General features: G+C 70.5%; 22 protein-coding genes. 14 read left to right on the top strand and 8 right to left on the bottom strand.

Annotated features, from left to right (window positions below; genetic code table 11):
- Positions 1 to 25: 25 nt before the first annotated feature.
- The 7 genes from crcB (at position 26) to mnhG (ending at position 6,666) form a co-directional block, all read left to right on the top strand.
- Positions 26 to 403 carry a fluoride efflux transporter CrcB gene (gene crcB / locus AC07RV_RS12380; RefSeq protein ID WP_093349245.1) on the top strand — a complete coding sequence of 126 codons (378 nt, stop codon included), beginning with the start codon at positions 26 to 28 and terminating at the stop codon, positions 401 to 403.
- 79 nt (positions 404 to 482) lie between these two features.
- On the top strand, positions 483 to 3,443 hold the full coding sequence (locus tag AC07RV_RS12375) for a monovalent cation/H+ antiporter subunit A (protein ID WP_296781682.1): 2,961 nt from the start codon (positions 483 to 485) through the stop codon (positions 3,441 to 3,443).
- Entirely contained in the window at positions 3,443 to 3,805 is a 363-nt protein-coding gene (locus tag AC07RV_RS12370; RefSeq protein ID WP_057589595.1) for a Na+/H+ antiporter subunit C, read from the top strand. Before AC07RV_RS12375 ends, AC07RV_RS12370 begins: the two co-directional genes overlap by 1 nt.
- Complete coding sequence (locus AC07RV_RS12365) at positions 3,802 to 5,523, top strand: monovalent cation/H+ antiporter subunit D (protein WP_296781681.1); 1,722 nt, start codon at positions 3,802 to 3,804, stop codon at positions 5,521 to 5,523. The genes AC07RV_RS12370 and AC07RV_RS12365 overlap by 4 nt, the downstream gene beginning before the upstream one ends.
- Entirely contained in the window at positions 5,520 to 6,011 is a 492-nt protein-coding gene (locus AC07RV_RS12360; protein ID WP_093349237.1) for a Na+/H+ antiporter subunit E, read from the top strand. The genes AC07RV_RS12365 and AC07RV_RS12360 overlap by 4 nt, the downstream gene beginning before the upstream one ends.
- A complete protein-coding gene (locus tag AC07RV_RS12355) occupies positions 6,008 to 6,286 on the top strand; it encodes a K+/H+ antiporter subunit F (protein WP_057589592.1) in 279 nt (92 codons plus the stop codon). Before AC07RV_RS12360 ends, AC07RV_RS12355 begins: the two co-directional genes overlap by 4 nt.
- Positions 6,283 to 6,666: a monovalent cation/H(+) antiporter subunit G gene (mnhG, locus tag AC07RV_RS12350; protein WP_093349234.1), complete on the top strand. Its 384-nt coding sequence runs from the start codon at positions 6,283 to 6,285 to the stop codon at positions 6,664 to 6,666. The genes AC07RV_RS12355 and mnhG overlap by 4 nt, the downstream gene beginning before the upstream one ends.
- A 22-nt stretch (positions 6,667 to 6,688) precedes the next feature.
- Here the strand turns inward: mnhG and AC07RV_RS12345 are convergent, their stop codons facing one another.
- Positions 6,689 to 7,681: an ABC transporter substrate-binding protein gene (locus tag AC07RV_RS12345; protein ID WP_256222777.1), complete on the bottom strand. Its 993-nt coding sequence runs from the start codon at positions 7,679 to 7,681 to the stop codon at positions 6,689 to 6,691.
- Between the two features lie 106 nt (positions 7,682 to 7,787).
- Between AC07RV_RS12345 and AC07RV_RS12340 the strand changes: the two genes are divergently transcribed.
- The 6 genes from AC07RV_RS12340 to AC07RV_RS12315 all read left to right on the top strand — a co-directional run bounded on the left by AC07RV_RS12340 (position 7,788) and on the right by AC07RV_RS12315 (position 13,203).
- The gene (locus AC07RV_RS12340; protein ID WP_296781680.1) at positions 7,788 to 8,480 is read left to right on the top strand and encodes a TetR family transcriptional regulator; all 693 of its coding nucleotides are present in this window, start codon (positions 7,788 to 7,790) and stop codon (positions 8,478 to 8,480) included.
- A 101-nt stretch (positions 8,481 to 8,581) separates the two neighbouring features.
- Entirely contained in the window at positions 8,582 to 9,397 is an 816-nt protein-coding gene (locus AC07RV_RS12335) for an ABC transporter permease (RefSeq protein WP_209541145.1), read from the top strand.
- Complete coding sequence (locus AC07RV_RS12330; RefSeq protein ID WP_296781679.1) at positions 9,394 to 10,446, top strand: NAD-dependent epimerase/dehydratase family protein; 1,053 nt, start codon at positions 9,394 to 9,396, stop codon at positions 10,444 to 10,446. The genes AC07RV_RS12335 and AC07RV_RS12330 overlap by 4 nt, the downstream gene beginning before the upstream one ends.
- Positions 10,447 to 10,457: 11 nt before the next feature.
- Entirely contained in the window at positions 10,458 to 11,327 is an 870-nt protein-coding gene (locus AC07RV_RS12325) for a GNAT family N-acetyltransferase (protein ID WP_296781678.1), read from the top strand.
- A gap of 11 nt (positions 11,328 to 11,338) precedes the next feature.
- A complete protein-coding gene (locus AC07RV_RS12320) occupies positions 11,339 to 12,406 on the top strand; it encodes a dihydrodipicolinate synthase family protein (RefSeq protein ID WP_296781677.1) in 1,068 nt (355 codons plus the stop codon).
- On the top strand, positions 12,403 to 13,203 hold the full coding sequence (locus AC07RV_RS12315; protein ID WP_296781676.1) for an ABC transporter ATP-binding protein: 801 nt from the start codon (positions 12,403 to 12,405) through the stop codon (positions 13,201 to 13,203). Before AC07RV_RS12320 ends, AC07RV_RS12315 begins: the two co-directional genes overlap by 4 nt.
- A 10-nt stretch (positions 13,204 to 13,213) precedes the next feature.
- On the opposite strand, the gene AC07RV_RS12310 is transcribed toward AC07RV_RS12315, so the two are convergent.
- The 7 genes from AC07RV_RS12310 to AC07RV_RS12280 form a co-directional block, all read right to left on the bottom strand.
- The gene (locus tag AC07RV_RS12310; RefSeq protein ID WP_203205057.1) at positions 13,214 to 14,230 is read right to left on the bottom strand and encodes an XdhC family protein; all 1,017 of its coding nucleotides are present in this window, start codon (positions 14,228 to 14,230) and stop codon (positions 13,214 to 13,216) included.
- 39 nt (positions 14,231 to 14,269) lie between these two features.
- Positions 14,270 to 14,965, bottom strand: coding sequence for an SRPBCC family protein (locus AC07RV_RS12305; protein ID WP_296781675.1), 696 nt, complete (start codon positions 14,963 to 14,965; stop codon positions 14,270 to 14,272).
- Positions 14,966 to 15,013: 48 nt separating this feature from the next.
- Positions 15,014 to 16,216 carry a vWA domain-containing protein gene (locus tag AC07RV_RS12300; RefSeq protein WP_296781674.1) on the bottom strand — a complete coding sequence of 401 codons (1,203 nt, stop codon included), beginning with the start codon at positions 16,214 to 16,216 and terminating at the stop codon, positions 15,014 to 15,016.
- Positions 16,217 to 16,228: 12 nt separating this feature from the next.
- Positions 16,229 to 17,134, bottom strand: a complete 906-nt coding sequence (locus AC07RV_RS12295; RefSeq protein WP_203205054.1) for an AAA family ATPase — start codon at positions 17,132 to 17,134, stop codon at positions 16,229 to 16,231.
- 185 nt (positions 17,135 to 17,319) lie between these two features.
- A complete protein-coding gene (locus AC07RV_RS12290) occupies positions 17,320 to 18,111 on the bottom strand; it encodes an FAD binding domain-containing protein (protein ID WP_296781673.1) in 792 nt (263 codons plus the stop codon).
- 38 nt (positions 18,112 to 18,149) lie between these two features.
- Positions 18,150 to 20,600: a xanthine dehydrogenase family protein molybdopterin-binding subunit gene (locus tag AC07RV_RS12285; RefSeq protein ID WP_296781672.1), complete on the bottom strand. Its 2,451-nt coding sequence runs from the start codon at positions 20,598 to 20,600 to the stop codon at positions 18,150 to 18,152.
- A gap of 10 nt (positions 20,601 to 20,610) precedes the next feature.
- The gene (locus tag AC07RV_RS12280; protein ID WP_296781671.1) at positions 20,611 to 21,114 is read right to left on the bottom strand and encodes a (2Fe-2S)-binding protein; all 504 of its coding nucleotides are present in this window, start codon (positions 21,112 to 21,114) and stop codon (positions 20,611 to 20,613) included.
- Between the two features lie 208 nt (positions 21,115 to 21,322).
- Between AC07RV_RS12280 and AC07RV_RS12275 the strand changes: the two genes are divergently transcribed.
- A complete protein-coding gene (locus AC07RV_RS12275; RefSeq protein ID WP_296781670.1) occupies positions 21,323 to 22,468 on the top strand; it encodes a helix-turn-helix domain-containing protein in 1,146 nt (381 codons plus the stop codon).

Below are 22,468 nucleotides of genomic sequence, written 5' to 3'. Positions count from 1 at the left end.
CACCCGCCGGCCCGACAATCGCCGCATGCTCGTTCCGATTCTCGCGATCTGCATCGGCGCCTCCATCGGCGCCCTGTCCCGCTGGGGCCTCGCGCTCTGGTTCGGCGCCGGCGGCCTCATGCCCTGGGGCACGCTGGCCGCCAACCTGATCGGTGGCTACCTCATCGGCCTGGCCATCGCCACCTTCCAGTTGCTGCCGGACCTCGATCCGGTCTGGCGGCTCGCACTGGTGACCGGCTTCCTCGGCGGCCTCACCACCTTCTCGAGCTTCTCGGCCGAAGTCACGACCATGCTGCTCGAAGGCCGGCTCGGCGTGGCCCTGGTCACGGCCGCCGCGCACCTGGGCGGATCGCTGTGCCTGACCTGGCTGGGCATCCGCACCGTGCAGGCCTTGTCGGCCTGATCGACCACGAAAAAACCGCCTTATGTCCTGCGGTTATAGATAGGGTCCGCCATAGAGGCGGCCGATAGAATCGACCGCAATGCCCCTCGTCCTGCTCGTCGCACTCCCATTCGTTGCCAGCGTGCTGGCGGCCTTGATGCCGTCGAACGCGCGCAACCGGGAGTCCACGCTCGCGGGGCTGGTCGCGCTGGGCTGCGCGGTGCAGACGGCGTGGCTGTTCCCCCGGCTCGCCAACGGCAACGTGCTGCGCCACGAGATCGAATGGCTGCCCGCGCTGGGCCTGAACCTCGTGTTCCGAATGGACGGCTTCGCCTGGCTGTTCTGCATGCTGGTGCTGGGCATCGGCACGCTGGTGGTGCTGTATGCGCGCTACTACATGTCGGCCTCCGACCCGGTGCCGCGCTTCTTCTCGTTCTTCCTCGCGTTCATGGGCGCGATGATGGGCGTGGTGCTCTCGGGCAACCTGATCCAGATGGTGCTGTTCTGGGAGCTCACCAGCCTGTTCTCTTTCCTCCTCATCGGTTACTGGCACCACCGGCGCGACGCCCGGCGCGGCGCGCGCATGGCGCTCACGGTCACCGGCGCGGGCGGGCTGTGCCTGCTGGCCGGCGTGCTGGTGCTGGGCCGCATCGTCGGCAGCTACGAGCTCGACGTGGTGCTGGCCTCGGGCGACGTGATCCGCGCCCACGCGCTCTACCCGGTGGCGCTGGTGCTGATCCTGCTGGGCGCCTTCACCAAGAGCGCGCAGTTCCCGTTCCACTTCTGGCTGCCGCGCGCCATGGCCGCGCCCACGCCGGTGTCGGCCTACCTGCACTCGGCCACCATGGTGAAGCTCGGCGTGTTCCTGATGGCGCGGCTGTGGCCCGTGCTCTCCGGCACCGAGCAGTGGTTCTGGCTGGTGGGCGGCGCGGGCGCGATCACGCTGCTGCTCGGCGGCTTCATCGCGATGTTCCAGCGCGACCTGAAGGCGCTGCTGGCCTACTCGACCATCTCGCACCTCGGCCTCATCACCCTGCTGCTGGGCCTCAACAGCCCGCTCGCGGCGGTGGCGGCGGTGTTCCACGTCATGAACCACGCGACCTTCAAGGCCTCGCTGTTCATGGCCGCCGGCATCATCGACCACGAGACCGGCACGCGCGACATCCGCAAGCTCAGCGGCCTGATGAAGCTGATGCCGATCACGGGCACGCTGGCCATCATCGCCAGCGCCTCGATGGCCGGCGTGCCGCTGCTCAACGGCTTTCTCTCGAAGGAGATGTTCTTCGCCGAGACGGTGTTCATCCAGTCCACGCCCTGGGTCGACTTCAGCCTGCCGCTGATCGCCACGCTGGCCGGCATCTTCAGCGTGGCCTACTCGGCGCGCTTCGTGTTCGACGTGTTCTTCGGCGCGCCCTGCGGCAACGAGGTGCCCAAGCCGCCGCACGAGCCGCCGCACTGGATGCGCGTGCCGGTCGAGCTGCTGGTGCTGATCTGCCTGGTGGTGGGCGTGGCGCCGGCCTGGTCGGTCGGCCCGATGCTGGCCGCCGCGGCGGCGCCCGTGGTCGGCGGCATCCTGCCCGAGTACAGCCTGGCCGTGTGGCACGGCTTCAACCTGCCGCTCCTGATGAGCTTCGTCGCCCTGGCGGGCGGCGCGGGGCTCTACCTGCTGCAGCGCCGCCAGCGCGCGGCCGGCGGCCTCGAGCACACGCCGCTCTTGCACCGCTTCGACGGCCAGGTGATCTTCGAGCACCTGATCGCGCTGCTGAGCGAGGCCGGCCGCCGCAGCCGCCGCCTGTTCGGCACGCGCCGCATGCAGACCCAGCTGCTGCTGCTCGTGGTGGTGGCCGTGGCCGGCGCCTTCGCCGCGCTCAAGCAGACGCCCGCGGCCGCCGGCACGCGCGAGCTGCTGCCCTTCTCGCCGATGTTCGCCATGACCTGGCTGATCGGCGGCGTCTGCGCGCTGGCCGCCGCCTGGCAGGCCAAGTTCCACCGGCTCGCGGCGCTGATGCTGGCCGCGGGTGCGGGCCTGGTCTCGTGCGTGACCTACATCTGGTTCTCGGCGCCCGACCTCGCGCTCACGCAACTGGTGGTCGAGGCCGTGACCACGGTGCTGATCCTGCTGGGCCTGCGCTGGCTGCCGATGCGCAGCAAGGACGCGGTGCAGACCGCGAGCGCGCGCCTGCGTCCCTGGGGCCGGCGCGGCCGCGACCTGCTGGTGGCCACCGTCGCGGGCTGCGGCATGGCGGCACTGGCCTGGGCCATGATGACGCGCACCTTCCCGCAGAGCATCTCGCCCTTCTTCCTCGAGCGCGCGCTCAGCGAGGGCGGCGGCACCAACGTGGTCAACGTGATGCTGGTCGACTTCCGCGGCTTCGACACCTTCGGCGAGATCACCGTGCTCGGCGTGGTGGCGCTCACCGTCTATGCGCTGCTGCGCCGCTTCCGGCCCGCGGTCGAGTCGATGGCGCTGCCGCCGCAGCAGCGCGCCCAGGCCGACGACGGCAGCAGCGACCTGCTGAACCCGCGCCGCGCCAAGGACACCGCCGTCGGCTACCTGATGGTGCCCGCGGTGCTGGTGCGCCTGCTGCTGCCGCTGTCGGTGCTGGTGGCGGTCTATCTCTTCATGCGCGGCCACAACGCGCCCGGCGGCGGCTTCGTCGCGGGGCTGGTGATGTCGGTGGCGCTGGTGCTGCAGTTCATCGTCTCGGGCACCGAGTGGGTGGAGGAACACCTGCGCATCTACCCGCGCCGCTGGATCGCCATCGGCCTGCTGTTCGCGCTCGGTACCGGCAGCGGTGCGGTCTTCTTCGGCTACCCCTTCCTGACCACGCACACCGCCCACCTGCACCTGCCGGTGCTCGGCGACATCCACGTGCCCAGCGCCCTGTTCTTCGACATCGGCGTGTTCGCGCTGGTGCTCGGTGCCACCATGCTGATCCTCACCGCGCTCGCGCACCAGTCGGTGCGCAGCCATCGCTGGGCCGACGAGCAAGCCGAGAAGGAGGCGCAGGCCGAAGCAGATGCGCTGGCGGCCGGCGCCACGCCGGAGGGAGCGCGCTGATGGAGATCGTGCTCGCCCTCGCCATTGGCGTGCTGACCGGCTCGGGTGTCTACCTGCTGCTGCGTCCGCGCACCTTCCAGGTCATCATGGGCCTGACCCTGATCTCGTACGCGGTCAATCTCTTCATCTTCAGCATGGGCCGGCTCAAGGTCGACAGCGAGCCGGTGCTGATCCCCGGCTTCGCGGCCACGCTGGCCAACACGGCCGACCCGATGCCGCAGGCGCTGGTGCTCACCGCGATCGTGATCGGCTTCGCGATGACCGCGCTGTTCCTGGTGGTGCTGCTGGCCTCGCGCGGCCTGACCGGCACCGACCACGTGGACGGCGAGGAACGCCAGGAGCAGGAGGAGGCGCGCGAATGACCGAGCTCTTCCGCCTGCTCGACCATCTGCTCGAGATCAGCATGCCGCACCTGGTGGCGGTGCCGATCCTGGTGCCGATGCTCACGGCCGCGCTGATGCTGCTCTTGGGCGAGCAGCGCCGCCGCACCAAGTCCTTCCTCAGCGTGGTCTCGGGCCTGGTGGGCCTCATGGCCGCGCTCGCGCTGCTGCGCTGGGTCAACGCCGCCGACACCGGCGGCGGCCCGGGCTCGATCGGCATCTACCTGCCGGGCAACTGGCGCGCGCCCTTCGGCATCGTGCTGGTGGCCGACCGGCTCTCGACCATGATGGTGGCGCTGACCGGGGTGATCGCCTTCGCCGCCTCGATCTATTCCACCTCGCGCTGGGACCGCGCGGGCGTGCACTTCCATCCGCTGCTGCAGCTGCAGCTCATGGGCCTGAACGGCGCCTTCCTCACCGGCGACCTGTTCAACCTGTTCGTGTTCTTCGAGGTCATGCTGGCCGCCTCCTACGGCCTGCTGCTGCACGGCTCGGGCCGGCTGCGGGTGCAGGCCGGGCTGCACTACATCGCGATCAACCTCGCCGCCTCCTCGCTGTTCCTGATCGGCGCGGCCATGCTGTATGGCGCCACCGGCACGCTCAACATGGCCGACCTGGGGCTGCGCATCGCCCAGCTCGCGCCCGGCGACCGCGGCCTGGTGCACGCGGCCGCGGCCATTTTGTTCACCGCCTTCTTCGCCAAGGCCGGGGCCTGGCCGCTCAACTTCTGGCTGGTGCCGGCCTACAGCGCGGCGGTGTCGCCGGTGGGCGCGGTGTTCGCGCTGCTCACCAAGCTCGGCGTCTACACCGTGCTGCGGCTGTGGACCGTGCTGTTCGCGCCCGACACCGGCGCCTCGGCCGAGTTCGGCCAGGTGGTGCTGATCGGCGCCGGCCTCGCCACCCTGTTCGTCGCGGCCATCGGCATCGTCGGCACGCAGCGGCTGTCGAACCTCGCGGGCTTCAGCGTGCTGATCTCGGCCGGCACGCTGCTCACCGCGGTCGGGCTGGGCCAGCCCGATGTCTGGGCCGGCGCGCTGTTCTACCTGCTGAGCTCCACGCTCGCGGTGGCCGCCTTCTTCCTCTTGATCGACATGATCGAGCGCTGGCGCAACGCCGGCATGAGCGTGGCGCCGCACGAGGCCGCGGGCAACGCGCCCTTCCTGGCCGAGGACCTGCGCGCGCTCGACGACGTGAACCTCGACGACAACGCGCAGGCGCTCTACGGACGGGCCATTCCGGCCGGCGTGGCCTTCCTCGGCCTGAGCTTCATGATCTGCACGCTGCTGCTCACCGGCCTGCCGCCGCTGTCGGGCTTCGTCGGCAAGTTCGCGATGCTCTCGGGGCTGATGGGCAGCGCCAGCGCGCTCACCACCGCCGACTGGACCTTCCTCGTGCTGCTGATCGCCTCGGGCTTCCTCGCGCTGATCGCGCTGACCCGCACCGGCATCCGCCATTTCTGGACCCAGCCGCATGCCAACCTGCCCTCGCTGCCCGCGCTCGAGGTGCTGCCGGTGGCCGGGCTGATCGCGGCCTGCATCGCGCTCACCGTCTGGTCCGAGCCGGTGCTGCGCCACGCGATGGCCACCGCCGAGGGCCTGCGCACGCCGAGCGCCTACCGCGAAGCGGTGATGAGCGCGCGGCAGGTGCCGAACCCGGTGCCCGCTGCTGCCAAGGGCGATACGAAGGCCGGCACGCCATGAAGCGCCTGATCCCGTCCCCGCCGCTGTCGGTCGCGCTGCTCGTCGTCTGGCTGCTGCTCAACCAGTCGCTCGAGGCCAGCACCCTGGTGTCGGGCCTGCTGCTGGCCGTCGCCGTGCCGCTGCTGACCAAGGGCCTGCGGCCCGCCACCGTGCGCATGCGCCGGCCCGGCGTGGCGCTGCGGCTGGCCGGCGTCGTGCTCTACGACATGTCGCTGTCGGTGTTCGCGGTGGCGCGCGCGCTGCTCACGCGCCGCAGCGACCAGATCCATTCGAACTTCCTGCGCATACCGCTGGACCTGCGCGACCCCAACGGCCTCGCGGTGCTCGCGATGATCATGTGCCTCACGCCCGGCACCGCCTGGGGCGAGGTGGCTTTCGACCGCAGCACCCTGCTGATCCACGTCTTCGACCTCGACGACGAGGCGGCCTTCATCGCCCAGATCAAGAGCCGCTACGAACGTCCGCTGATGGAGATCTTCGAATCATGACGCCCATCCTCTTCTGGTCGCTCAAGTTCGCGCTGTTCCTGCTCGCGGTGGCGATGCTGTGCGCCGTCGCGCGCCTGCTGATCGGCCCCACCGCCCAAGACCGCGTGATGGCGCTCGACTGCCTCTACATCAACGGCATGCTGATGATGCTGGTGCTGGGCATCGTCTACGCGAGCGACGTCTACTTCGGCGCCGCAATGCTGATCGCGCTGTTCGGCTTCGTCAGTTCGACAGCAATGGCCAAGTTCCTGCTGCGCGGGGAGGTGATCGAATGAGCGACTTCGTCGTGGGCCCGCTGCCGCTGTGGGCCGAGATCGCCACCGGCGTGTTCGCGGTGCTGGGCGCGGCCTTCGCGGCCATCGGCTCCTTCGGCCTGGTGCGGCTGCCGAGCTTCTTCCGTCGCATCCACGCGCCCACCCTGGGCGCCACCGGCGGCGTGTGGTCGATGATGGTCGCGACCATCGTCTACTTCTCGGTGCAGAGCCACAGCCTGTTCCTGCACGCGACCCTGATCGCGCTGTTCGTGGCGCTCACCACGCCCGTCACCACCATCTTCCTGATGCGCGCCGCGCTGTTCCGCGAACGGCAGAAGCACGGCGACGTGCCGCCGCCCGCGCCCTCGGACCAAGGGCCAATTCCGCCTTACCAAGGCTGAAGGCCCGCGGCGCGCAAAGCGCTCAGGGCGCCATGCGCACGCTCTTGTCGAGGAAGTCGTTGCTGAACAGCAGCGCGGGGTCGTAGGGCTTCTCGATGCCGATCAGCGACGAGACCAGCTCGTAGTCGGCCTTCACGCGCGCGCCATCGAAGGCGCCGAGCGCCACCTTGGTGGTGGTGTCGTCGCGCATCAGCTGCTTGATGCGTTCCCACTGGTCGCGCTGGTTGTCGGGCGACAGGCCGCTCACGCTCGCGGTCAGCGCCTGCAGGCAGGGCGCGAAGTCCTTCACGCAGGCCTCGTAGGCGCGCTGCGTGACGGCGACGAACTTCTTCACCTGCTCGGGCTTCTTCGCGAGGTAGGCGCCGTTGACGATCAGCGAGTTGCCGTAGACGTTCACGCCCGCGCCGCGCCAGGGCTGGAAGCCGAGGTCGTCGCCGAACTCGCGCACCTTGAGGTCGTGCTCGTTGTAGAAGTCGCTGATGATGTCGACCGACTTGCTCTTGAGCGCCGCCACCTTGGCCTGCGGGCTCACGTTGACGAAGCTCACGCTGGCCGGATCGAGCCCGGTCTTCTTGGCGAAGGCCGGCCACATCAGGCGCGCGGCGTCGCCCGGCGGATTGCCGATCTTGCGGCCCGCGAAGTCCTTCGGCCCCTGGATGCCCGAGGACTTGAGCCAGTAGAAGCCCTGCGGGCTGTTGGCGTAGATCACCATCAGCGCCTTCACGTCGGCGCCCTTGCCGCGCGCCTGGATGGTGGTCGGCAGGTCGGAGATGCCGAGCTCGCTGCCGCCCGTGCCCACGCGCTGCGCCGACACGGCCGAGCCCTTGCCGGCCTCGATGTTGAGGTCGATACCGGCCTCCGAATACCAACCCTTGGACTTCGCGTAGTAGAGCGGCGCATGGTCCGCCGTGGGCGTCCAGTTGAGCATCAGGCTCATGGAATCGGCGGCGAATGCCGCGGGGCCCTGCAGCGCGAGAACGGCGGCGGCGCCAGCCACCGACAACAGCTTTTTCATGCAGCTCACTCCAAAAGAAGGTACAAACAGATCCTGAAATTCATATTACCAACTGTTTGGTTGACAGGCAATCGAAGCCTTCCCGCCCTGGAGACAGAATCCGACCATGCCTTCCGCCACCTCCCGCAAGTCCGCCGCCGCGCCCGCCGCCACCCCCGCGGCCGCAGCCCCCGTCGCCACGCGCCGCGAGCGCGACCCAGTCGCCGCCAAGCAGGCGCTGATCGCCGCCGCGGTCGCCGAGTTCGCGACCAAGGGCTTCGCGGGCGCGCGCGTCGACGAGATCGCCTCCGCCGCGGGCGTGAACAAGCAGCTCGTCTACCACTACTTCGAGAGCAAGCAGGGGCTGTACTTGGTGGCGCTCGAATCGGTCTATGCCGAGATCCGCGAGAAGGAACAGAAGCTCGAGCTCGGCGCGCTCGAGCCGCGCGAGGCGATGGCGCAGCTGGTGGCCTTCTCCTTCGACTACCTGGCCGAGCATCCCGAGTTCATCGCCATGCTGGCCGACGAGAACCGCAACCGCGGCGAGCACCTGCACGAGTCGGAACGGCTGCAGAAGATGCACTCGCCCTTCATCGAGATGCTCGAGGCCACGCTCGAGCGCGGCGTGGCCGCGGGCGTGTTCCGCGCCGACTTCGACGCGATCAACCTCTACATCTCGATCGCCGGCATCTCCTACTTCTTCTTCTCGAACAACCACACGCTGTCGGCCATCTTCGGCACGCCGCTCGACGCGCGCGGCGCGCTGCTCAAGCGCCGGCGCCACGTGATCGAGTTCGCGCTCAACGCACTGCGGCCCTGAGCGCCCGCGGCCCTCGTGCCGCTTTTTATCAACTGGTTGGTTGACTCGATGGGCCAGCCTGCCTATGATCCGCCGCATTGTTTCCTTCCACAGGAATTGAGATGACGGCATCCGACGGCGCCTCCCCGCCCACCGCAAGCTCCGCGCCGCTGTCCGGCGAACGCCCCGCCTGGCAGCGCTGGGCCGTGGTGGTCGCGGTGCACATCGCGGCGGTGCTGCTGTGGGAGTTCGCGGTGCGCGCCTTCCAGATCCAGCCCTTCGTGCTGCCGGCGCCGTCGAAGGTGCTCGCCACCCTGGCCAATCCGCAGCACGCCTGGCTCATGAACACCGGCGTCACCGCGCTCGAGGTGTTCGGCGGCTACGTGCTGGGCCTGGTGCTCGGCATCCTCTGCGCGCTGCTGTTCGTCACCAGCCGGCGGCTGATGCTGGTGGCCTTCCCGCTGCTGGTCACGCTCAACATGATCCCGAAGGTGGCGATGGGCCCGCTGGTGATCGTGTGGTTCAGCTATGGCATCGGGCCGAACATCCTGATCACCTTCAGCCTGTGCTTCTTCCCGATCCTGCTGACCACCATCCGCGGCCTCAACGAGACCGAGCCCGAACTGCTCGACCTCGTGCGCGCGCTCAAGGGCTCGCGCTGGCAGCTGTTCCGCTACATCCAGCTGCCGGGCTCGCTGCCCTACGTGTTCTCGGGCATGAAGGTCGCCACCATCCTCGCGGTCGCGGGTGCGGTGGTGGGCGAGTTCATCGCGTCGGAGCGCGGCCTGGGCTACCTGATGATCCAGGTGCAGGCCTCGCTCGACACCCCCGCGGTCTTCATGGCCGTGCTCCTCATCACCGGCCTGGGCGTGCTGCTCTACCTGCTGGTGCTGCTGCTGGAGCGCCTCTTCATCACCCAGGACGCCCGAATCCAATGAACACCACCACGCCTGTGCTCGACGACCTCCCCTTCCCCGAACGCTTCGACACCGAGGCCGCGCTCGAGGACTACCTCGCCACGCCCTCGCGCGACCTGCTGCGCGACATGGCGCGCATCGACGGCGACCTGATGGTGCTCGGCGTCGGCGGCAAGATGGGCCCGACGCTCGCGCGGCTGGCGAAGAACGCGATGCCGGGCCGGCGCGTGATCGCGGTGGCGCGCTTCAGCGAGGCCGGCGTGCGCGAGGCGCTCGAGGCGCACGGCATCGAGACCCTGGCCTGCGACCTGCTCGACGCCGAGGCGATCGCGAAGCTGCCGCGCACGCCCAACGTGGTTTTCATGGCCGGGCGCAAGTTCGGCGCCGATGCCAACAACCCGCTGACCTGGGCCATGAACGCGCACGTGCCGGCGCTGGTGGCGCAGCACTTCAGCGGCTCGCGCATCGTGGCCTTCTCCACCGCCTGCGTCTATCCCTTCGTGCCGGTGATCGGCCAGGGCGCGCACGAGAGCGAGGCGCCCAATCCGCCCGGCGAGTACGCCAACTCCTGCGTGGGCCGCGAGCGCATGTTCGAGTACTTCTCGCAGCGCCACGGCACGCCGGGCCGGCTGTTCCGCCTGAGCTACGCCATCGACCTGCGCTACGGCGTGCTGGCCGACGTGGCCGGCAAGGTCTGGCGCGGCGAGCCGGTGGACGTGACCATGGGCCACGTCAACGTGATCTGGCAGGGCGACGCCAACGCGCAGGCGCTGCGCTGCCTCGCGGCCGCGACGGTGCCGACCTCGCCGCTCAACGTGAGCGGCCCCGAGACCACCTCGATCCGCTGGCTGGCCGAGGAGTTCGGCCGCCGCTTCGGCAAGCCGGTGCAGATCGCGGGCAGCGAGGCGCCCACCGCCTGGCTCATGAACACCGGCGAGGCCGAGCGCCTGTTCGGCTATCCGCGCGTGCCGCTGTCGCAGCTCGTGGGCTGGGTTGCCGACTGGATCGCGCGCGAGCAGCGCCAGTACGGCAAGCCGACCAAGTTCGAATCGCGCGACGGCAAGTACTGAAGGAAGACACCATGCCCGTCCCCGTCACCGTCGAAACGCTGGACGCGCTCTCGCCGCGCGACCTGCCGCAGCTGGACGCGCTGGTCGCGGCCAGCGGCTGGAACCAGCTCGCGGCGGACTGGCGGCTGTTCGAGCGGCTCGGCAGCGTGCATGCGATACGCGACGGCGAAGGAACGATCGTCGCGAGCGGCGCGGTGCTGCCGCTGGAGCGCGCAACCGACGCGCCGCGCAACCAGCCCGGCGCCGCCTGGATCAGCATGATCCTCGTGACCCCCGCCGCGCGCGGACAGGGCCTGGGCCGCGCGGTGTTCGCGCACTGCCTCGAGCGCGTGCGCGCGCAGGGCCGCATCGCGATGCTCGATGCCACGCCGCAGGGCGAACCGCTCTATGCGAGCTTCGGTTTCGCGCCGCTGTGGCGGCTCACGCGCTGGCGCCGCGAGGCGCTCGCGCACGCGGCCGATCCCGCGCCGGTCGACCGGCCCGATGCGGCGCCGCTCGCCGCGCTCGACACCGAGGCCCTGGGCCTCGCCCGCCCCCAGGTGCTCGCCGACCTGCTCGCGCGCCCGGGCAGCCGCTGCGTGCGCGATGGCCGCGCCTTCGCCGTCGTGCGCGAAGGCCGCGTCGCCCATCACATCGGCCCGCTGCTCGCGGCCGACGAGGCCCACGCCCGCGCGCTGCTGCCGCGCGCGCTCGCCGGTATCGCCGGCCCGGTGCTGATCGACGTGCCCGACGGCCGCGCGCAACTCGCGCAGGCGCTGCGCGCGGCCGGCTTCGAGCCCCAGCGCGGCTTCGCGCGCATGGCGCTGCCGCCCGCGGGCGTGGCGGCGCCGGCCGGTCATCCCTCGTTCATCCACGCCATTGCCGGCCCCGAGTTCGGCTGAGGACTTCGCACATGCCATTGAACCGCTCCGACCTGCCCGCCGACGTGCTCGCGCTGCTCGCCAAGGGCACCGTGATCCCGGCCCATCCGCTCGCGCTCGACGCCGGGCGCCGCTTCGACCGCCGGCGCCAGCGCGCGCTCACGCGCTACTACGTCGATGCCGGCGCGGGCGGGCTCGCGGTCGGCGTGCACACCACGCAGTTCGCGATCCGCGAGCGCGGCCTCTATGCCGAGGTGCTCGAGGCCGCCATGACTGACCGCCTGGCCTGGAGCGACCGCCCGATGGCGATGATCGCCGGCCTCTGCGGCCCCACCGCGCAGGCGAGCGCCGAGGCCCGCACCGCCGTCTCGCTCGGCTACCACGCGGGCCTCTTGAGCCTGGCCGCGCTGGCCGGCGCCTCGGAGGACGCGTTGATCGCCCACTGCGAGGCGGTCGCGCGGGAGATCCCGCTGATCGGCTTCTACCTGCAGACCGTGGTCGGCGGCCCGGTGCTGTCGAGCGGCTTCTGGCGCCGCTTCGCCTCGATCCCGAACGTGCTCGCGATCAAGGTCGCGCCCTTCAACCGCTACCGCACCATCGACGTGGTGCGCGGCGTGGTCGAGGCGCGCGCCGAGGAACGCGTGTTCCTCTACACCGGCAACGACGACCACATCGTGCTCGACCTCGCCCTGCCCTTCGCGGCCATGCGCGACGGCGCGCCGGTGCAGGTGCGTTTTCGCGGCGGGCTGCTGGGCCACTGGTCGGTGTGGACCGCGGGCGCGGTGCAGCTGCTCGCGCGCATCCAGGCCGAGCTGGCGGCCGGCCACGGCAACCTGAGCCCCGAGCTGCTCGCGCTCGATGCGCGCGTGACCGACTGCAACGCCGCCTTCTTCGACGTGGCGAACAACTTCCACGGCTGCATCGCGGGCTGCCACGAGGTGCTGCGGCGCCAGGGCCTGCTCGAGGGCATCTGGTGCCTCGACCCGGCCGAGGGCCTGGGCGCGGGCCAGTCGGTGGAGATCGACCGCGTGTACGCCGCGCACGGCGACCTCGCCGACGATGCCTTCGTGCGCGACAACCTCGCACGGTGGCTCGCATGAGCGAGACCGCCGTCCGCACGGGAGCCCGCGCCGAGGTCGAGGCGCCGCTGATCCGCATGCGCGGCCTGCGCAAGGTCTACCGCCGCCGCGACCAGGAATTTCTCGCCGTCTCCGACGTCACGATGGACATCCACGCGGGCGACATGGTGTCGCTGGTCGGCCCCTCGGGCTGCGGCAAGTCGACGCTGCTGAAGATCCTCGCGGGCCTGCACGGCCACGACGGCGGCACGCTGGAGATCGGCGGCGGCCAGGCCTTCGAACCGGGCCGCGACGTGGGCATGGTGTTCCAGCAGCCGCTGCTCTTGAAGTGGCGCACCATCCTCGAGAACGTGCTGCTGCCGGCCGACATCCTCGGCCTCGACCGCAAGGCCGCGACGCAACGCGCGCACGAACTGCTCGAGATGGTCGGCCTCGCGGGCTTCGCCGACAAGCGGCCCTACGAGCTCTCGGGCGGCATGCAGCAGCGCGCCGCGATCGCGCGCGCGCTGATCCATGAACCGAAGCTGGTGCTGATGGACGAGCCCTTCGGCGCGCTCGATGCGCTCACGCGCGAGAAGATGAACCTCGAGATGCTGCGGATCTGGGAGCGCAGCCGCACCACCTTCGTGGTGGTCACGCACAGCATCCAGGAGGCGGTGTTCCTCGGCTCGCACTGCGCGGTGCTCACCGCGGGGCCGGCGCGCATGGCCGACTTCTTTCCGATCAAGCTGCCCGCGCCGCGCACGCTGCACATCAAGACCAGTGGCGAGTTCGGCCTCTACGTGCGGCGCATCTACGACCTGCTCGGCGTCGAATAGACCCTGCGGCTCAGGCCGGCAACAGCCGCTCCTTGGCGCGCGCCACTTCCATCTCGCGCGGCAACGGCACGGCGTTCTTCACCGCGAGGATCTCCGCCATCACGCTGACCGCGATCTCGGGCGGCGTCTTGCTGCCGATGTAGATGCCGATCGGCCCGCGCAGCCGCGCCAGCGATTCGGCGGTCTGGTCGAAGTGCTCGATCATGCGGTCGCGCCGCGCGTCGGCGTTGCGGCGCGAACCGATGGCGCCGACGTAGAAGGCATCGCTCTGCAGCGCCTCGAGCAGCGCGAGGTCGTCGAGCTTGGGGTCGTGCGTGAGCGCCACCACGCAGCTGCGGCGATCGGGCCGGAAGGCCAGCACCGCGTCGTCGGGCATCTCGGTGGTGATCTGCACGCCGGGCAGCGACCAGGCGGTGCGGTACTCGGCGCGCGGATCGCACAAGGTGACCGCGAAGCCGCTGAACTTGGCCATGGTCGCGAGGTATTCGGCGAGCTGGCCGGCGCCGATCAGCAGCATGCGGTACTCGGGGCCGAAGGTGTTGGCGAGCTCGGTGTCGTTGACCGTGAGTTCGTCGGGCGCCTTGGCCTCCTCGAGCCGCACCACGCCCGTGGCCAGCTCGACGGTGCGCCGCATCAGCCGGCCCTGCTCGAGCTGCGACACCAGCGTGTCGAGCGCCCCCGCGTCAGGCGCGTACTCGAGCAGCAGCTCGAGCGTGCCGCCGCAGGGCAGGCCGAAGCGGTGCGCCTCGTCGGCCGTGATGCCGTACTTCACCAGCGCGGGCGGCGCGCCCAGCGGCACCTCCTCGGCCTGGCCGTGGGCATGGCTGTAGCGCGCGATCAGGTCGTCCTCGATGCAGCCGCCCGAGACCGACCCGACCACCGCGCCGTCCTCGGCCAGCGCCATGATCGAGCCCACGGGCCGCGGCGACGAGCCCCAGGTGCGCACCACCGTGGTCAGCAGCGCGCGCTTGCCGGCACGCCGCCAGTCGCGCAGCGTGCGCAGCACCATCACGTCGAGGTTTTCCATCGCGTCTTCTTTCGTGGGAGCCGGAGCCTGACGGCCGTCTCAGCCGCCGCTGGAGGAATCGCCGCCCGTGCCGGGCTCGGCGTCCTTGTCCGATTTCTTGCCGAGTCCGATCTTCTTCATGAAGCCGGCCACCGCGCCGGTCTTCTCGGCCGGCGCTTCCGCATTCTCGGACGCGGCGGCCGGCGGCGGGCCGTAGCGGCTTTGCATTTCGGCTTCGAAGCGCTTGAAGAAATCGTCGGCCGTGGACTTGGCCGCGCCGTCGATCAGGCGCTGGCCGAGCTGGGCGATCTTGCCGCCGACCTGGGCCTGCACGGTGTAGTCGAGCTCGCAGCCGACCGGGGCGGCGGCGGGCGCGCTCTCCGCGCCCTCGGCCGCGGGTGCGTCCACGGATGCGTCCACGGGGGCGTCAGCGGGCGCCGCCGCCGGCGCGGCATCGGCCAGCGGCCGCAAGGTCACGCTCGACGAGCCCTTGGCGAAGCCGGCCACGCCGCCCTGCCCTTCGAAGCTGAGCTTGTAGCCGTCGGGCGCGACGATGTCCGAGAGCATCACCTTGCCGCTGAACTTGGCCGACACCGGGCCGATCTTGACCGCGAGGCCCACGCTGTAGGTGTTCTCGCCGGTCAGCTCGAACTTGTCGCAGCCGGGAATGCACTTCTTGAGCGTTTCCGGGTCGTTGAGCGCCTCCCAGGCCTGCTGCTGGGTGATGGCGAGCCGGCGGTTACCGAGCATTTCCATGGTGGTCTTTCCTTCTTGTGATCCTGTCCCGTCGCGGCCGGGAGAACGCTAGCGTCCCGACCGCATCAGCGCCGCGAGACTCGCGGCCAGCTGTTCGAGTGCGCTGAGATTGTGAACCGCGAGCATCGCGTCCGCATGGCGGTGCAGCACGCCGGCCCCACGCGCCAAAGGGGCGTAGCCCTCGAAGCGCAGCAGCGGGTTGAGCCACAGCAGCCGGCGCGAATGGCGCTTGAGCCACTGCAACTCCTGCGCGAGCTGGGCCGGCTCGCCGGTGTCGAGCCCGTCGCTGATGACCAGCACCAGCGTGCGGCGGCCGATCAGCCGGCGCGCGTGGCGCTGGCGCAGCTCGGCCAGCGAGCTGCCGAGCCGCGTGCCGCCCGCGAAATCGTCGATCGCGAGGCTGGCCGTGGCCAGCATGTCGTCGGTGTCGGCCAGCCGGAAGGCCGGCGTGAGGTCGGTCAGCCCGGTGCCGAAGGCGAACACGTCGCGCCGGCCCGCGCGCCGTGTGGCCGCGTGCAGGAAGGCCAGCAGCAGCCGCGCATAGCGCTCCATCGAGCCCGAGACGTCGACCAGCACCAGCAGCGGCAGCGGCTGTTCGCGCCGCGCCAGCCGCGGCAGGCGCAGCATCTCGCCGCCGGTGCGCGCCGCCTCGTGCAGCACGCCGGGCCAGTGCATGCGCGCATGGCGGCCTTTCTCGCCGGCCGGGCGCAGGCGCCGCGTGGGCAGCCGCGGCACGGGCAGCGAGATGTCGCGCGCCAGCCGCTCGACCAGCCGGTATTCGGCCGCGCCCAGCGCGTTGAAGTCGGCGTGGTGCAGCCGCTGGCGGTCGCTCGCGGTCATGGCGGCGTCGAACTCGACCTCCTTGTCGGGCAGCGCGGCCAGCGCCGGCTTGTGCGGATCGCGCGGCGCGGCCAGCGCCTCGCGCACGCGCGGCCGGCGCTTCGAGGGCTCGGCCTTGCCCTCGGCGCTCGGCAGCATCTGCGCGAGCAGCTTGTTGGCGAGTTCGGGATCGCGGAACCAGGCGTCGAACAGCTCGCGAAACACCAGCCGGTCCTGCTCGCGGCTGACCATCACGGCCTCGAGCGCGGCGCTCAGGTCGAGCCGGCGTTCCACGCCGACGAGCGTGGCGGCCTCCTCGGCCAGCGCGATGCGCGCGGCGTCGGTGCGCACGCCCGCGCGGCGCAGCGCCCGGCCGAAGGCGGCGATGTTGCCGGCCAGCTTGCCGGTGCGGGCGTCGCCTAGTTGCTGCATCGCGGCTTCATCTCAAGCGCCGGCCTGCTCCGGTTCCGGCTTCAGCAGCTCGCTCGCCAGCTCGCGCGTCAGCGCCGCCACGTCGTCGCGCTGCTTGAACAGGATGCCGGCGGTATCGGACACCACCTCGGGATCGAGCTCGACCGTGTCGAGCGCGATCAGCGCGCGCGCCCACTCCACGCTCTCGGCAATGCCGGGCGCGCGCTGGAAGGCGTTGACGAAAGGCGCGCTGCGCAGGCGGGCCGCGAAGTCGGCCACCTGCGCCGACAGCTTCTCGCCCACGCCCGGCACCTGGGCGCGCACGATGGCCAGTTCGCGCTCGCGCTCGGGATAGTCGAGCCAGTGGTAGAGACAGCGCCGCTTCACGGCGTCGTTGAGTTCGCGCGTGCGGTTGCTCGTGAGGATGGTGACCGGCGCCACCTCGGCGCGGATGGTGCCGAGCTCGGGGATGCTGACCTGGTACTCGCCGAGGTACTCGAGCAGGAAGGCCTCGAAGGGCTCGTCGGCGCGGTCGACCTCGTCGATCAGCAGCACCGCGCCCGGGGCCGGCGCCTGCAGCGCCTGCAGCAGCGGGCGGCGGATCAGGTAGTGCGGCTGGTAGACCTCGGCCTCGACGTCGCGCACCGCGCCCGAGGCCTCGACCGCGCGCATGTGCAGCAGCTGCGCCGCGTAGTTCCACTCGTAGAGCGCCTCGCGCTGCTCGAGGCCGTCGTAGCACTGCAGCCGCAGCAGCTCGCGCTGCAGCGCCTTGGCCAGCGCCTTCGCGAGTTCGGTCTTGCCCACGCCGGGCTCGCCCTCGAGCAGCAGCGGGCGCTGCAGCTTCAGCGCGAGGAACACGGCGGTCGCGAGCCGGCGGTCGGCGTAGTAGCCGGCGCGCAGCAGGCCGTCGGTGAGGGAGTCGATGGTCTCGAAGGTCATGGCCTAGGGTAATGCACGGCCGCAGGGAGGACGCCGGGAAGCGGACATCCGGACGCAGAGGACGCGAAGGTTTCGCGAAGGGCGCGAAAGGGAAACCGAAAAACTTCTTCGGATGTTCTTTTGCGCCCTTCGCGAAACCTTCGCGTTCTTCGCGTCCGGTCAGCCCGTGTTCGACGGCTGCTGGATCAGCCCAGCGCCTTCGTCACCGCGCGCTGCGTCAGCACGTTGATCAGGTTGGCGCGGTAGGCCGCCGTGGCGTGCAGGTCGGTGTTGAGCTCGCTGGCGTCGATCTTCACGCCGGCCGCCGCGGCCGCGGTGAAGCTCTTGTTGAGCGCATCCTCGAGCCCCGCGTGCCGGAACACGCCGTTGCCCGCGCCGGTGATGGCCACACGCACGCCGCTGTCGTACTGCGCGAGGAACACGCCGACCAGCGGGAAATGCGAGGCCTTCTGGCGCAGCTTTTCGTAGACCGCGCGCTTCGGGATCGGGAAGCGGATCGCGGTGATCAGTTCGCCGTCCTCGAGCGCGGTGGTGAACAGGCCCTGGAAGAAGTCGTCGGCCGCGATCTCGCGCTTGGTGGTGATCACGGTCGCGCCCGATCCCAGCACCGCGCTCGGATAGCAGGCGGCCGGATCGTTGTTGGCCACCGAGCCGCCGATGGTGCCCATCGCGCGCACCTGCCGGTCGCCGATGCGCGAGGCCAGGTCGGCCAGCGCCGGGAAGGCGGCCTTCACCTCGGCGTTGTTGGCCACGTCGAGGTGGCGCGACATGGCACCGATGACGATGGCATCGCCATCCTTCCTGATGCCGGTGAGTTCCTTGATGCCGCCGAGGTCGACGAGCTGTTCGGGCGCCGACAGGCGCAGCTTCATCGAGGCCAGCAGGGTCTGGCCGCCCGCCAGGGGCTTGCCGCCGGCTTCTGCCAGCTTGACGGCGTCGGCCAGGGCCGCGGGCCGTTCGAACGTGAAGGCGTACATGGGGTGGTTCCTTCTTTATTTATGAATATGGGGGTCGATCAGGCGGCCGGACGGCCCTGCGTGCTGGCGGCCAGCGCGGGCTGCTGCGCCACCGGGTCGCTGGCGGCGCTGCCGCTGCCCTTCTGCATCGCTTCCCAGACGCGGCTCGACGAGGCCGGCATGTCGAAGTCCTTCACGCCCAGCGGCGCCAGCGCATCGAGCACGGCGTTGATGACCGCCGGCGGCGAGCCGATCGCGCCCGCCTCGCCGCAGCCCTTGGTGCCCAGCGGGTTGTGGGTGCAGGGCGTGCAGACGGTGTCGAGCTTGAACTGCGGGAACTCGGCGGCGCGCGGCATGGCGTAGTCCATGAAGCTGCCGGTGAGCAGCTGGCCGGTCTCGTTGTCGTAGACGCAGTTCTCGAGCAGCGCCTGGCCGATGCCCTGCACCAGCCCGCCGTGCACCTGGCCCTCGACGATCATCGGATTGATGATGGTGCCGAAGTCGTCGACCGCGGTGAAGCGGTCCACGCGCACCTCGCCGGTCTGCTTGTCGATCTCGACCTCGCAGATGTAGGTGCCGCCCGGGAAGGTGAAGTTGGTCGGGTCGTAGAAGGCGGTTTCGTTGAGGCCCGGCTCGAGCTTGTCGAGCGGGTAGTTGTGCGGCACGTAGGCCGTCAGCGCCACCTGGCCGAACGGGATCTTCTTGTCGGTGCCCTTGACCGTGAACTCGCCGTTGGCGAACTCGATGTCGGCGTCGCTCGCCTCCATCAGGTGCGCCGCGATCTTCTTGGCCTTGGCCTCGATCTTGTCGAGCGCCTTCATGATGGCCGCGCCGCCGACCGAGATCGAACGCGAGCCGTAGGTGCCCATGCCGAAGGGCACGCGGCCGGTGTCTCCGTGCACCACGTCGACCGCCTCGACCGCGATGCCCAGGCGCGCCGCCACCACCTGCGCGAAGGTGGTCTCGTGGCCCTGGCCATGGCTGTGCGAACCGGTGAACACGGTCACGCTGCCGGTCGGATGGACGCGGATCTCGCCGCACTCGAACAGGCCCGCGCGCGCGCCGAGCGCGCCCGCGATGTTCGACGGCGCGATGCCGCAGGCCTCGATGTAGCTCGAGTAGCCGATGCCGCGCAGCTTGCCGGCCGCCTCGCTGGCCGACTTGCGCTGGCCATAGCCCTCGACCTCGGCCAGCTTGCGCGCCTTGTCCATGCAGGCATGGAAGTCGCCGGTGTCGTACTGCAGCGCCACCGGCGTCTGGTACGGGAAGGCAGTGATGAAGTTGCGCTGGCGGATCTCGTCCTGGCCCAGGTTCATCTCCCAGGCGCAGCGCGAGACCAGCCGCTCGAGCAGGTAGGTGGCCTCGGGCCGGCCGGCGCCGCGGTAGGCATCGACCGGTGCCGTGTTGGTGAACCAGGCATCGACCTCGACGTAGATCTGCGGCGTGGTGTACTGGCCCGCGAGCAAGGTGGCGTAGAGGATGGTCGGCACCGCGGTCGAGAAGGTCGACAGGTAGGCGCCGAGGTTGGCGTCGGTGTGCACGCGCATCGCGAGGAACTTGCCGTCCTTGTCCATCGCCATCTCGGCATGGCTCACGTGGTCGCGGCCGTGCGCGTCCGACAGGAAGCATTCCGAGCGCTCGGCCGTCCACTTGATGTTGCGGTTGAGCTGCTTGGCGGCCCAGGTCAGGCACACGTCCTCGGCGTAGAGGAAGATCTTCGAGCCGAAGCCGCCGCCCACGTCGGGCGCGATCACGCGCACCTTGTGCTCGGGCAGGCCCAGCACGAAGGCCGTCATCAGCAGCCGCTCGACGTGCGGGTTCTGGTTCGAGACGTAGAGCGTGTAGTCGTCGGTGCCGCGGCTGTAGCTGCCGATGGCCACGCGCGGCTCGATCGGGTTGGGAATCAGCCGGTTGTTGACCAGGTCGAGCTTGGTGACATGCGCGGCGCCCGCGAAGGCGGCATCGACCGCCGCCTTGTCGCCCAGCGCCCACTTGTAGCACTGGTTGTCGGGCGCCTCGTCGTGGATCGTGACGCCGCCGGCCTTCTTCGCGGCATCGGCCACACCGACCAGCGCGGGCAGCACCTCGTACTCGACCACCACGGCCTCGGCGGCGTTCTTCGCCTGCTCGACCGTCTCGGCCACCACCATCGCGACGTGGTCGCCGACGTAGCGCACCTTGTTGATCGCGAGGATCGGGTGCATCGGCTCCTTCATCGGCGTGCCGTCGGGGTTGTTGATCAGCCAGCCGCAGGGCAGCCCGCCCATCTTGCCCTCGATGTCCTTGCCGCTGAAGATGCCGACCACGCCGGGCATGGTGAGCGCGTCGGCGATGTCGACCGAGACGACACGCGCATGCGCGTGCGGAGAACGCACGAACACCGCGTGCGACTGGTTGGCCAGCGTGATGTCGTCGGTGTAATTGCCCGCCCCGGTCAGGAACCGGTAGTCTTCCTTGCGCCGGAGCGCGTCGCCGATGTGCGGCAGATTCGCGAAGTCGGAGGCACCCATGTCGCTCTCCTCAGGCCGCGGCCGTGGCCTGGACCGGAACCGGGTTGCCCGAGGCCATGGCCTCGCCACCCATCTGCACGGCCTTGACGATGTTCTGGTAGCCGGTGCAGCGGCACAGGTTGCCGTCGAGCAGCTCGCGGATCTCGGATTCGCTCGACTTGGGGTGGTGGGTGCACAGGTCGATGGCGCTCATGACCATCCCCGGCGTACAGAAGCCGCATTGCAGGCCGTGGCATTCCTTGAACGCGGCCTGCATCGGGTGCATGGTGCCGTCGGGCTGGGCGACGCCTTCGATGGTGGTGATTTCGGCGCCGGCCACCTGGGCCGCCAGGATGTTGCACGACTTGACGGCCCGGCCGTCGACGTGGACGGTGCAGGCGCCGCACTGGGCGGTGTCGCAGCCGACGTGGGTGCCGGTGAGGTGGAGGTGCTCGCGGATCGCGTGCACGAGGAGGGTGTTGGGTGGCGCGTCGACGGTGACCGAGCGGCCGTTGACCTTGAGGGCTACCTGCATGTGGCTGTCTCCGTGAAGGGTGATGGCTGACAGGCCCGCACCTCGCAGCGGCATGGGCGGGCCCCGAGGGCATCTTGGATGCCGACCCCCTGCACTATCCTAGGCAAAACCCTCGACGCTTGCGCCGGGGGCCTGAAATTCTCAAAATGAAACAGCTTGCCGTTCGGCAGGTCCCCAAAACGGGCGCCCCACGCGCCCCCGCAAACAGATGCTCGCTTCCAACGCCCTGCCGACACCCGAGCGCTCGCTGGCCATCGCCCAGGCCCGGCAGGCCCTGATCCATGGCGATGCCGTCGATCTGCGCGCCCCGCCCGGCGGCCGCATCGAACCCTGGATCGCCCGCTCCTGGCAGCGCTGCATCGAGGCCGGCCAGCAGCCGCAGCAGCGCGTGAGCTTCGAGCCGGTGGGCCGCAGCGCCCAGCGCGCGGTGGCGGAACGCAACCGCGCGCTGGTGTCGGCCGCGCGTCCGGTGATCGAACGCCTGTCGCGCGCCATCGCCGACACCCGCTATTTCGCCGTGCTGACCGATGCCGAGGGCATCGTGGTCGACGTGGGCCTGCTGCCCGACGGCACCGACGACGCCAGCCGCTACGCGCGCAACATCGCGCGCATCGGCGTCGACCTGTCGGAACGCGCCATCGGCACCAGCGCGATCGGCACCGCGCTGGCCGAGCAGGAATCGGTCTGGCTGCACGGCGGCGAGCATTTCTTCGACGACACCAGCGTCTACAGCTGCGCCGGCGCGCCGCTGTTCGGTCCCCAGGGCGACTGCATCGGCATGCTCGACCTGACCGGCGTGCAGGTGGCCGAGCGGCCCGAGCTGCGCCACCTGGCGACCCTGTCGGCGCGCAGCATCGAGAACGCGCTGGTGCTGCGCTCGCCCTGCGAGATGCTGCTGCGCCTGGCCTGGCCCGGCTGCCCCACCAGCGAGGCGGCCGAGGGCCTGTTGTGCATCGACGGCGGCGGCAACGTCACGGGCGCCAATGCTGCGGCGCGGCAAATGCTGCACCAGCCGCTGGCGCGCAGCCAGGACGGCCTGCATTGCAACGACCTGTTCGCGCTGCCGCTCGACATGCTGTTCGATGCCGCCCGGCGCGGCGACGCGGTGCTCGAGGTGCCGCTGTGGTCGGGCCTGCGGGTGCAGGTGCGTCCCCAGCGCGGCGACGGCAGCCATGCCGGCGCGCCCGCGCCCGAGGCCCGCCCGCGGCTGCGCGACGTGGAAACCGCGCTGATCCGCAAGGCCGTGGCCGATGCCCGCGGCAACGTGGCCGAGGCGGCGCGCGCTCTGGGCATCAGCCGCGCCACGGTCTACCGCAAGCTCTGGCGCGGGCGCGGCACCGGCACCACGGACTGA

The sequence above is a fragment of the Variovorax sp. GW821-FHT09B01 genome (assembly GCF_059418345.1).
The sequence above is the reverse complement of the archived record's forward strand: the minus strand, read 5'-3'. Positions and strand labels throughout refer to the sequence as shown.

Excerpts from the sequence above, each read along its gene's own strand:
- AC07RV_RS12310 (WP_203205057.1), bottom strand. The coding sequence starts at position 14,230 with ATGGAAAACCTCGACGTGATGGTGCTGCGCACGCTGCGCGACTGGCGG.
- AC07RV_RS12295 (WP_203205054.1), bottom strand. The coding sequence starts at position 17,134 with ATGACCTTCGAGACCATCGACTCCCTCACCGACGGCCTGCTGCGCGCC.
- AC07RV_RS12355 (WP_057589592.1), top strand. The coding sequence starts at position 6,008 with ATGACGCCCATCCTCTTCTGGTCGCTCAAGTTCGCGCTGTTCCTGCTC.
- AC07RV_RS12330 (WP_296781679.1), top strand. The coding sequence starts at position 9,394 with ATGAACACCACCACGCCTGTGCTCGACGACCTCCCCTTCCCCGAACGC.
- AC07RV_RS12315 (WP_296781676.1), top strand. The coding sequence starts at position 12,403 with ATGAGCGAGACCGCCGTCCGCACGGGAGCCCGCGCCGAGGTCGAGGCG.
- AC07RV_RS12290 (WP_296781673.1), bottom strand. The coding sequence starts at position 18,111 with ATGTACGCCTTCACGTTCGAACGGCCCGCGGCCCTGGCCGACGCCGTC.
- crcB (WP_093349245.1), top strand. The coding sequence starts at position 26 with ATGCTCGTTCCGATTCTCGCGATCTGCATCGGCGCCTCCATCGGCGCC.
- AC07RV_RS12340 (WP_296781680.1), top strand. The coding sequence starts at position 7,788 with ATGCCTTCCGCCACCTCCCGCAAGTCCGCCGCCGCGCCCGCCGCCACC.
- AC07RV_RS12275 (WP_296781670.1), top strand. The coding sequence starts at position 21,323 with ATGCTCGCTTCCAACGCCCTGCCGACACCCGAGCGCTCGCTGGCCATC.
- mnhG (WP_093349234.1), top strand. The coding sequence starts at position 6,283 with ATGAGCGACTTCGTCGTGGGCCCGCTGCCGCTGTGGGCCGAGATCGCC.
- AC07RV_RS12320 (WP_296781677.1), top strand. The coding sequence starts at position 11,339 with ATGCCATTGAACCGCTCCGACCTGCCCGCCGACGTGCTCGCGCTGCTC.
- AC07RV_RS12360 (WP_093349237.1), top strand. The coding sequence starts at position 5,520 with ATGAAGCGCCTGATCCCGTCCCCGCCGCTGTCGGTCGCGCTGCTCGTC.
- AC07RV_RS12365 (WP_296781681.1), top strand. The coding sequence starts at position 3,802 with ATGACCGAGCTCTTCCGCCTGCTCGACCATCTGCTCGAGATCAGCATG.
- AC07RV_RS12285 (WP_296781672.1), bottom strand. The coding sequence starts at position 20,600 with ATGGGTGCCTCCGACTTCGCGAATCTGCCGCACATCGGCGACGCGCTC.
- AC07RV_RS12305 (WP_296781675.1), bottom strand. The coding sequence starts at position 14,965 with ATGGAAATGCTCGGTAACCGCCGGCTCGCCATCACCCAGCAGCAGGCC.
- AC07RV_RS12280 (WP_296781671.1), bottom strand. The coding sequence starts at position 21,114 with ATGCAGGTAGCCCTCAAGGTCAACGGCCGCTCGGTCACCGTCGACGCG.
- AC07RV_RS12325 (WP_296781678.1), top strand. The coding sequence starts at position 10,458 with ATGCCCGTCCCCGTCACCGTCGAAACGCTGGACGCGCTCTCGCCGCGC.
- AC07RV_RS12335 (WP_209541145.1), top strand. The coding sequence starts at position 8,582 with ATGACGGCATCCGACGGCGCCTCCCCGCCCACCGCAAGCTCCGCGCCG.
- AC07RV_RS12370 (WP_057589595.1), top strand. The coding sequence starts at position 3,443 with ATGGAGATCGTGCTCGCCCTCGCCATTGGCGTGCTGACCGGCTCGGGT.
- AC07RV_RS12375 (WP_296781682.1), top strand. The coding sequence starts at position 483 with ATGCCCCTCGTCCTGCTCGTCGCACTCCCATTCGTTGCCAGCGTGCTG.
- AC07RV_RS12300 (WP_296781674.1), bottom strand. The coding sequence starts at position 16,216 with ATGCAGCAACTAGGCGACGCCCGCACCGGCAAGCTGGCCGGCAACATC.
- AC07RV_RS12345 (WP_256222777.1), bottom strand. The coding sequence starts at position 7,681 with ATGAAAAAGCTGTTGTCGGTGGCTGGCGCCGCCGCCGTTCTCGCGCTG.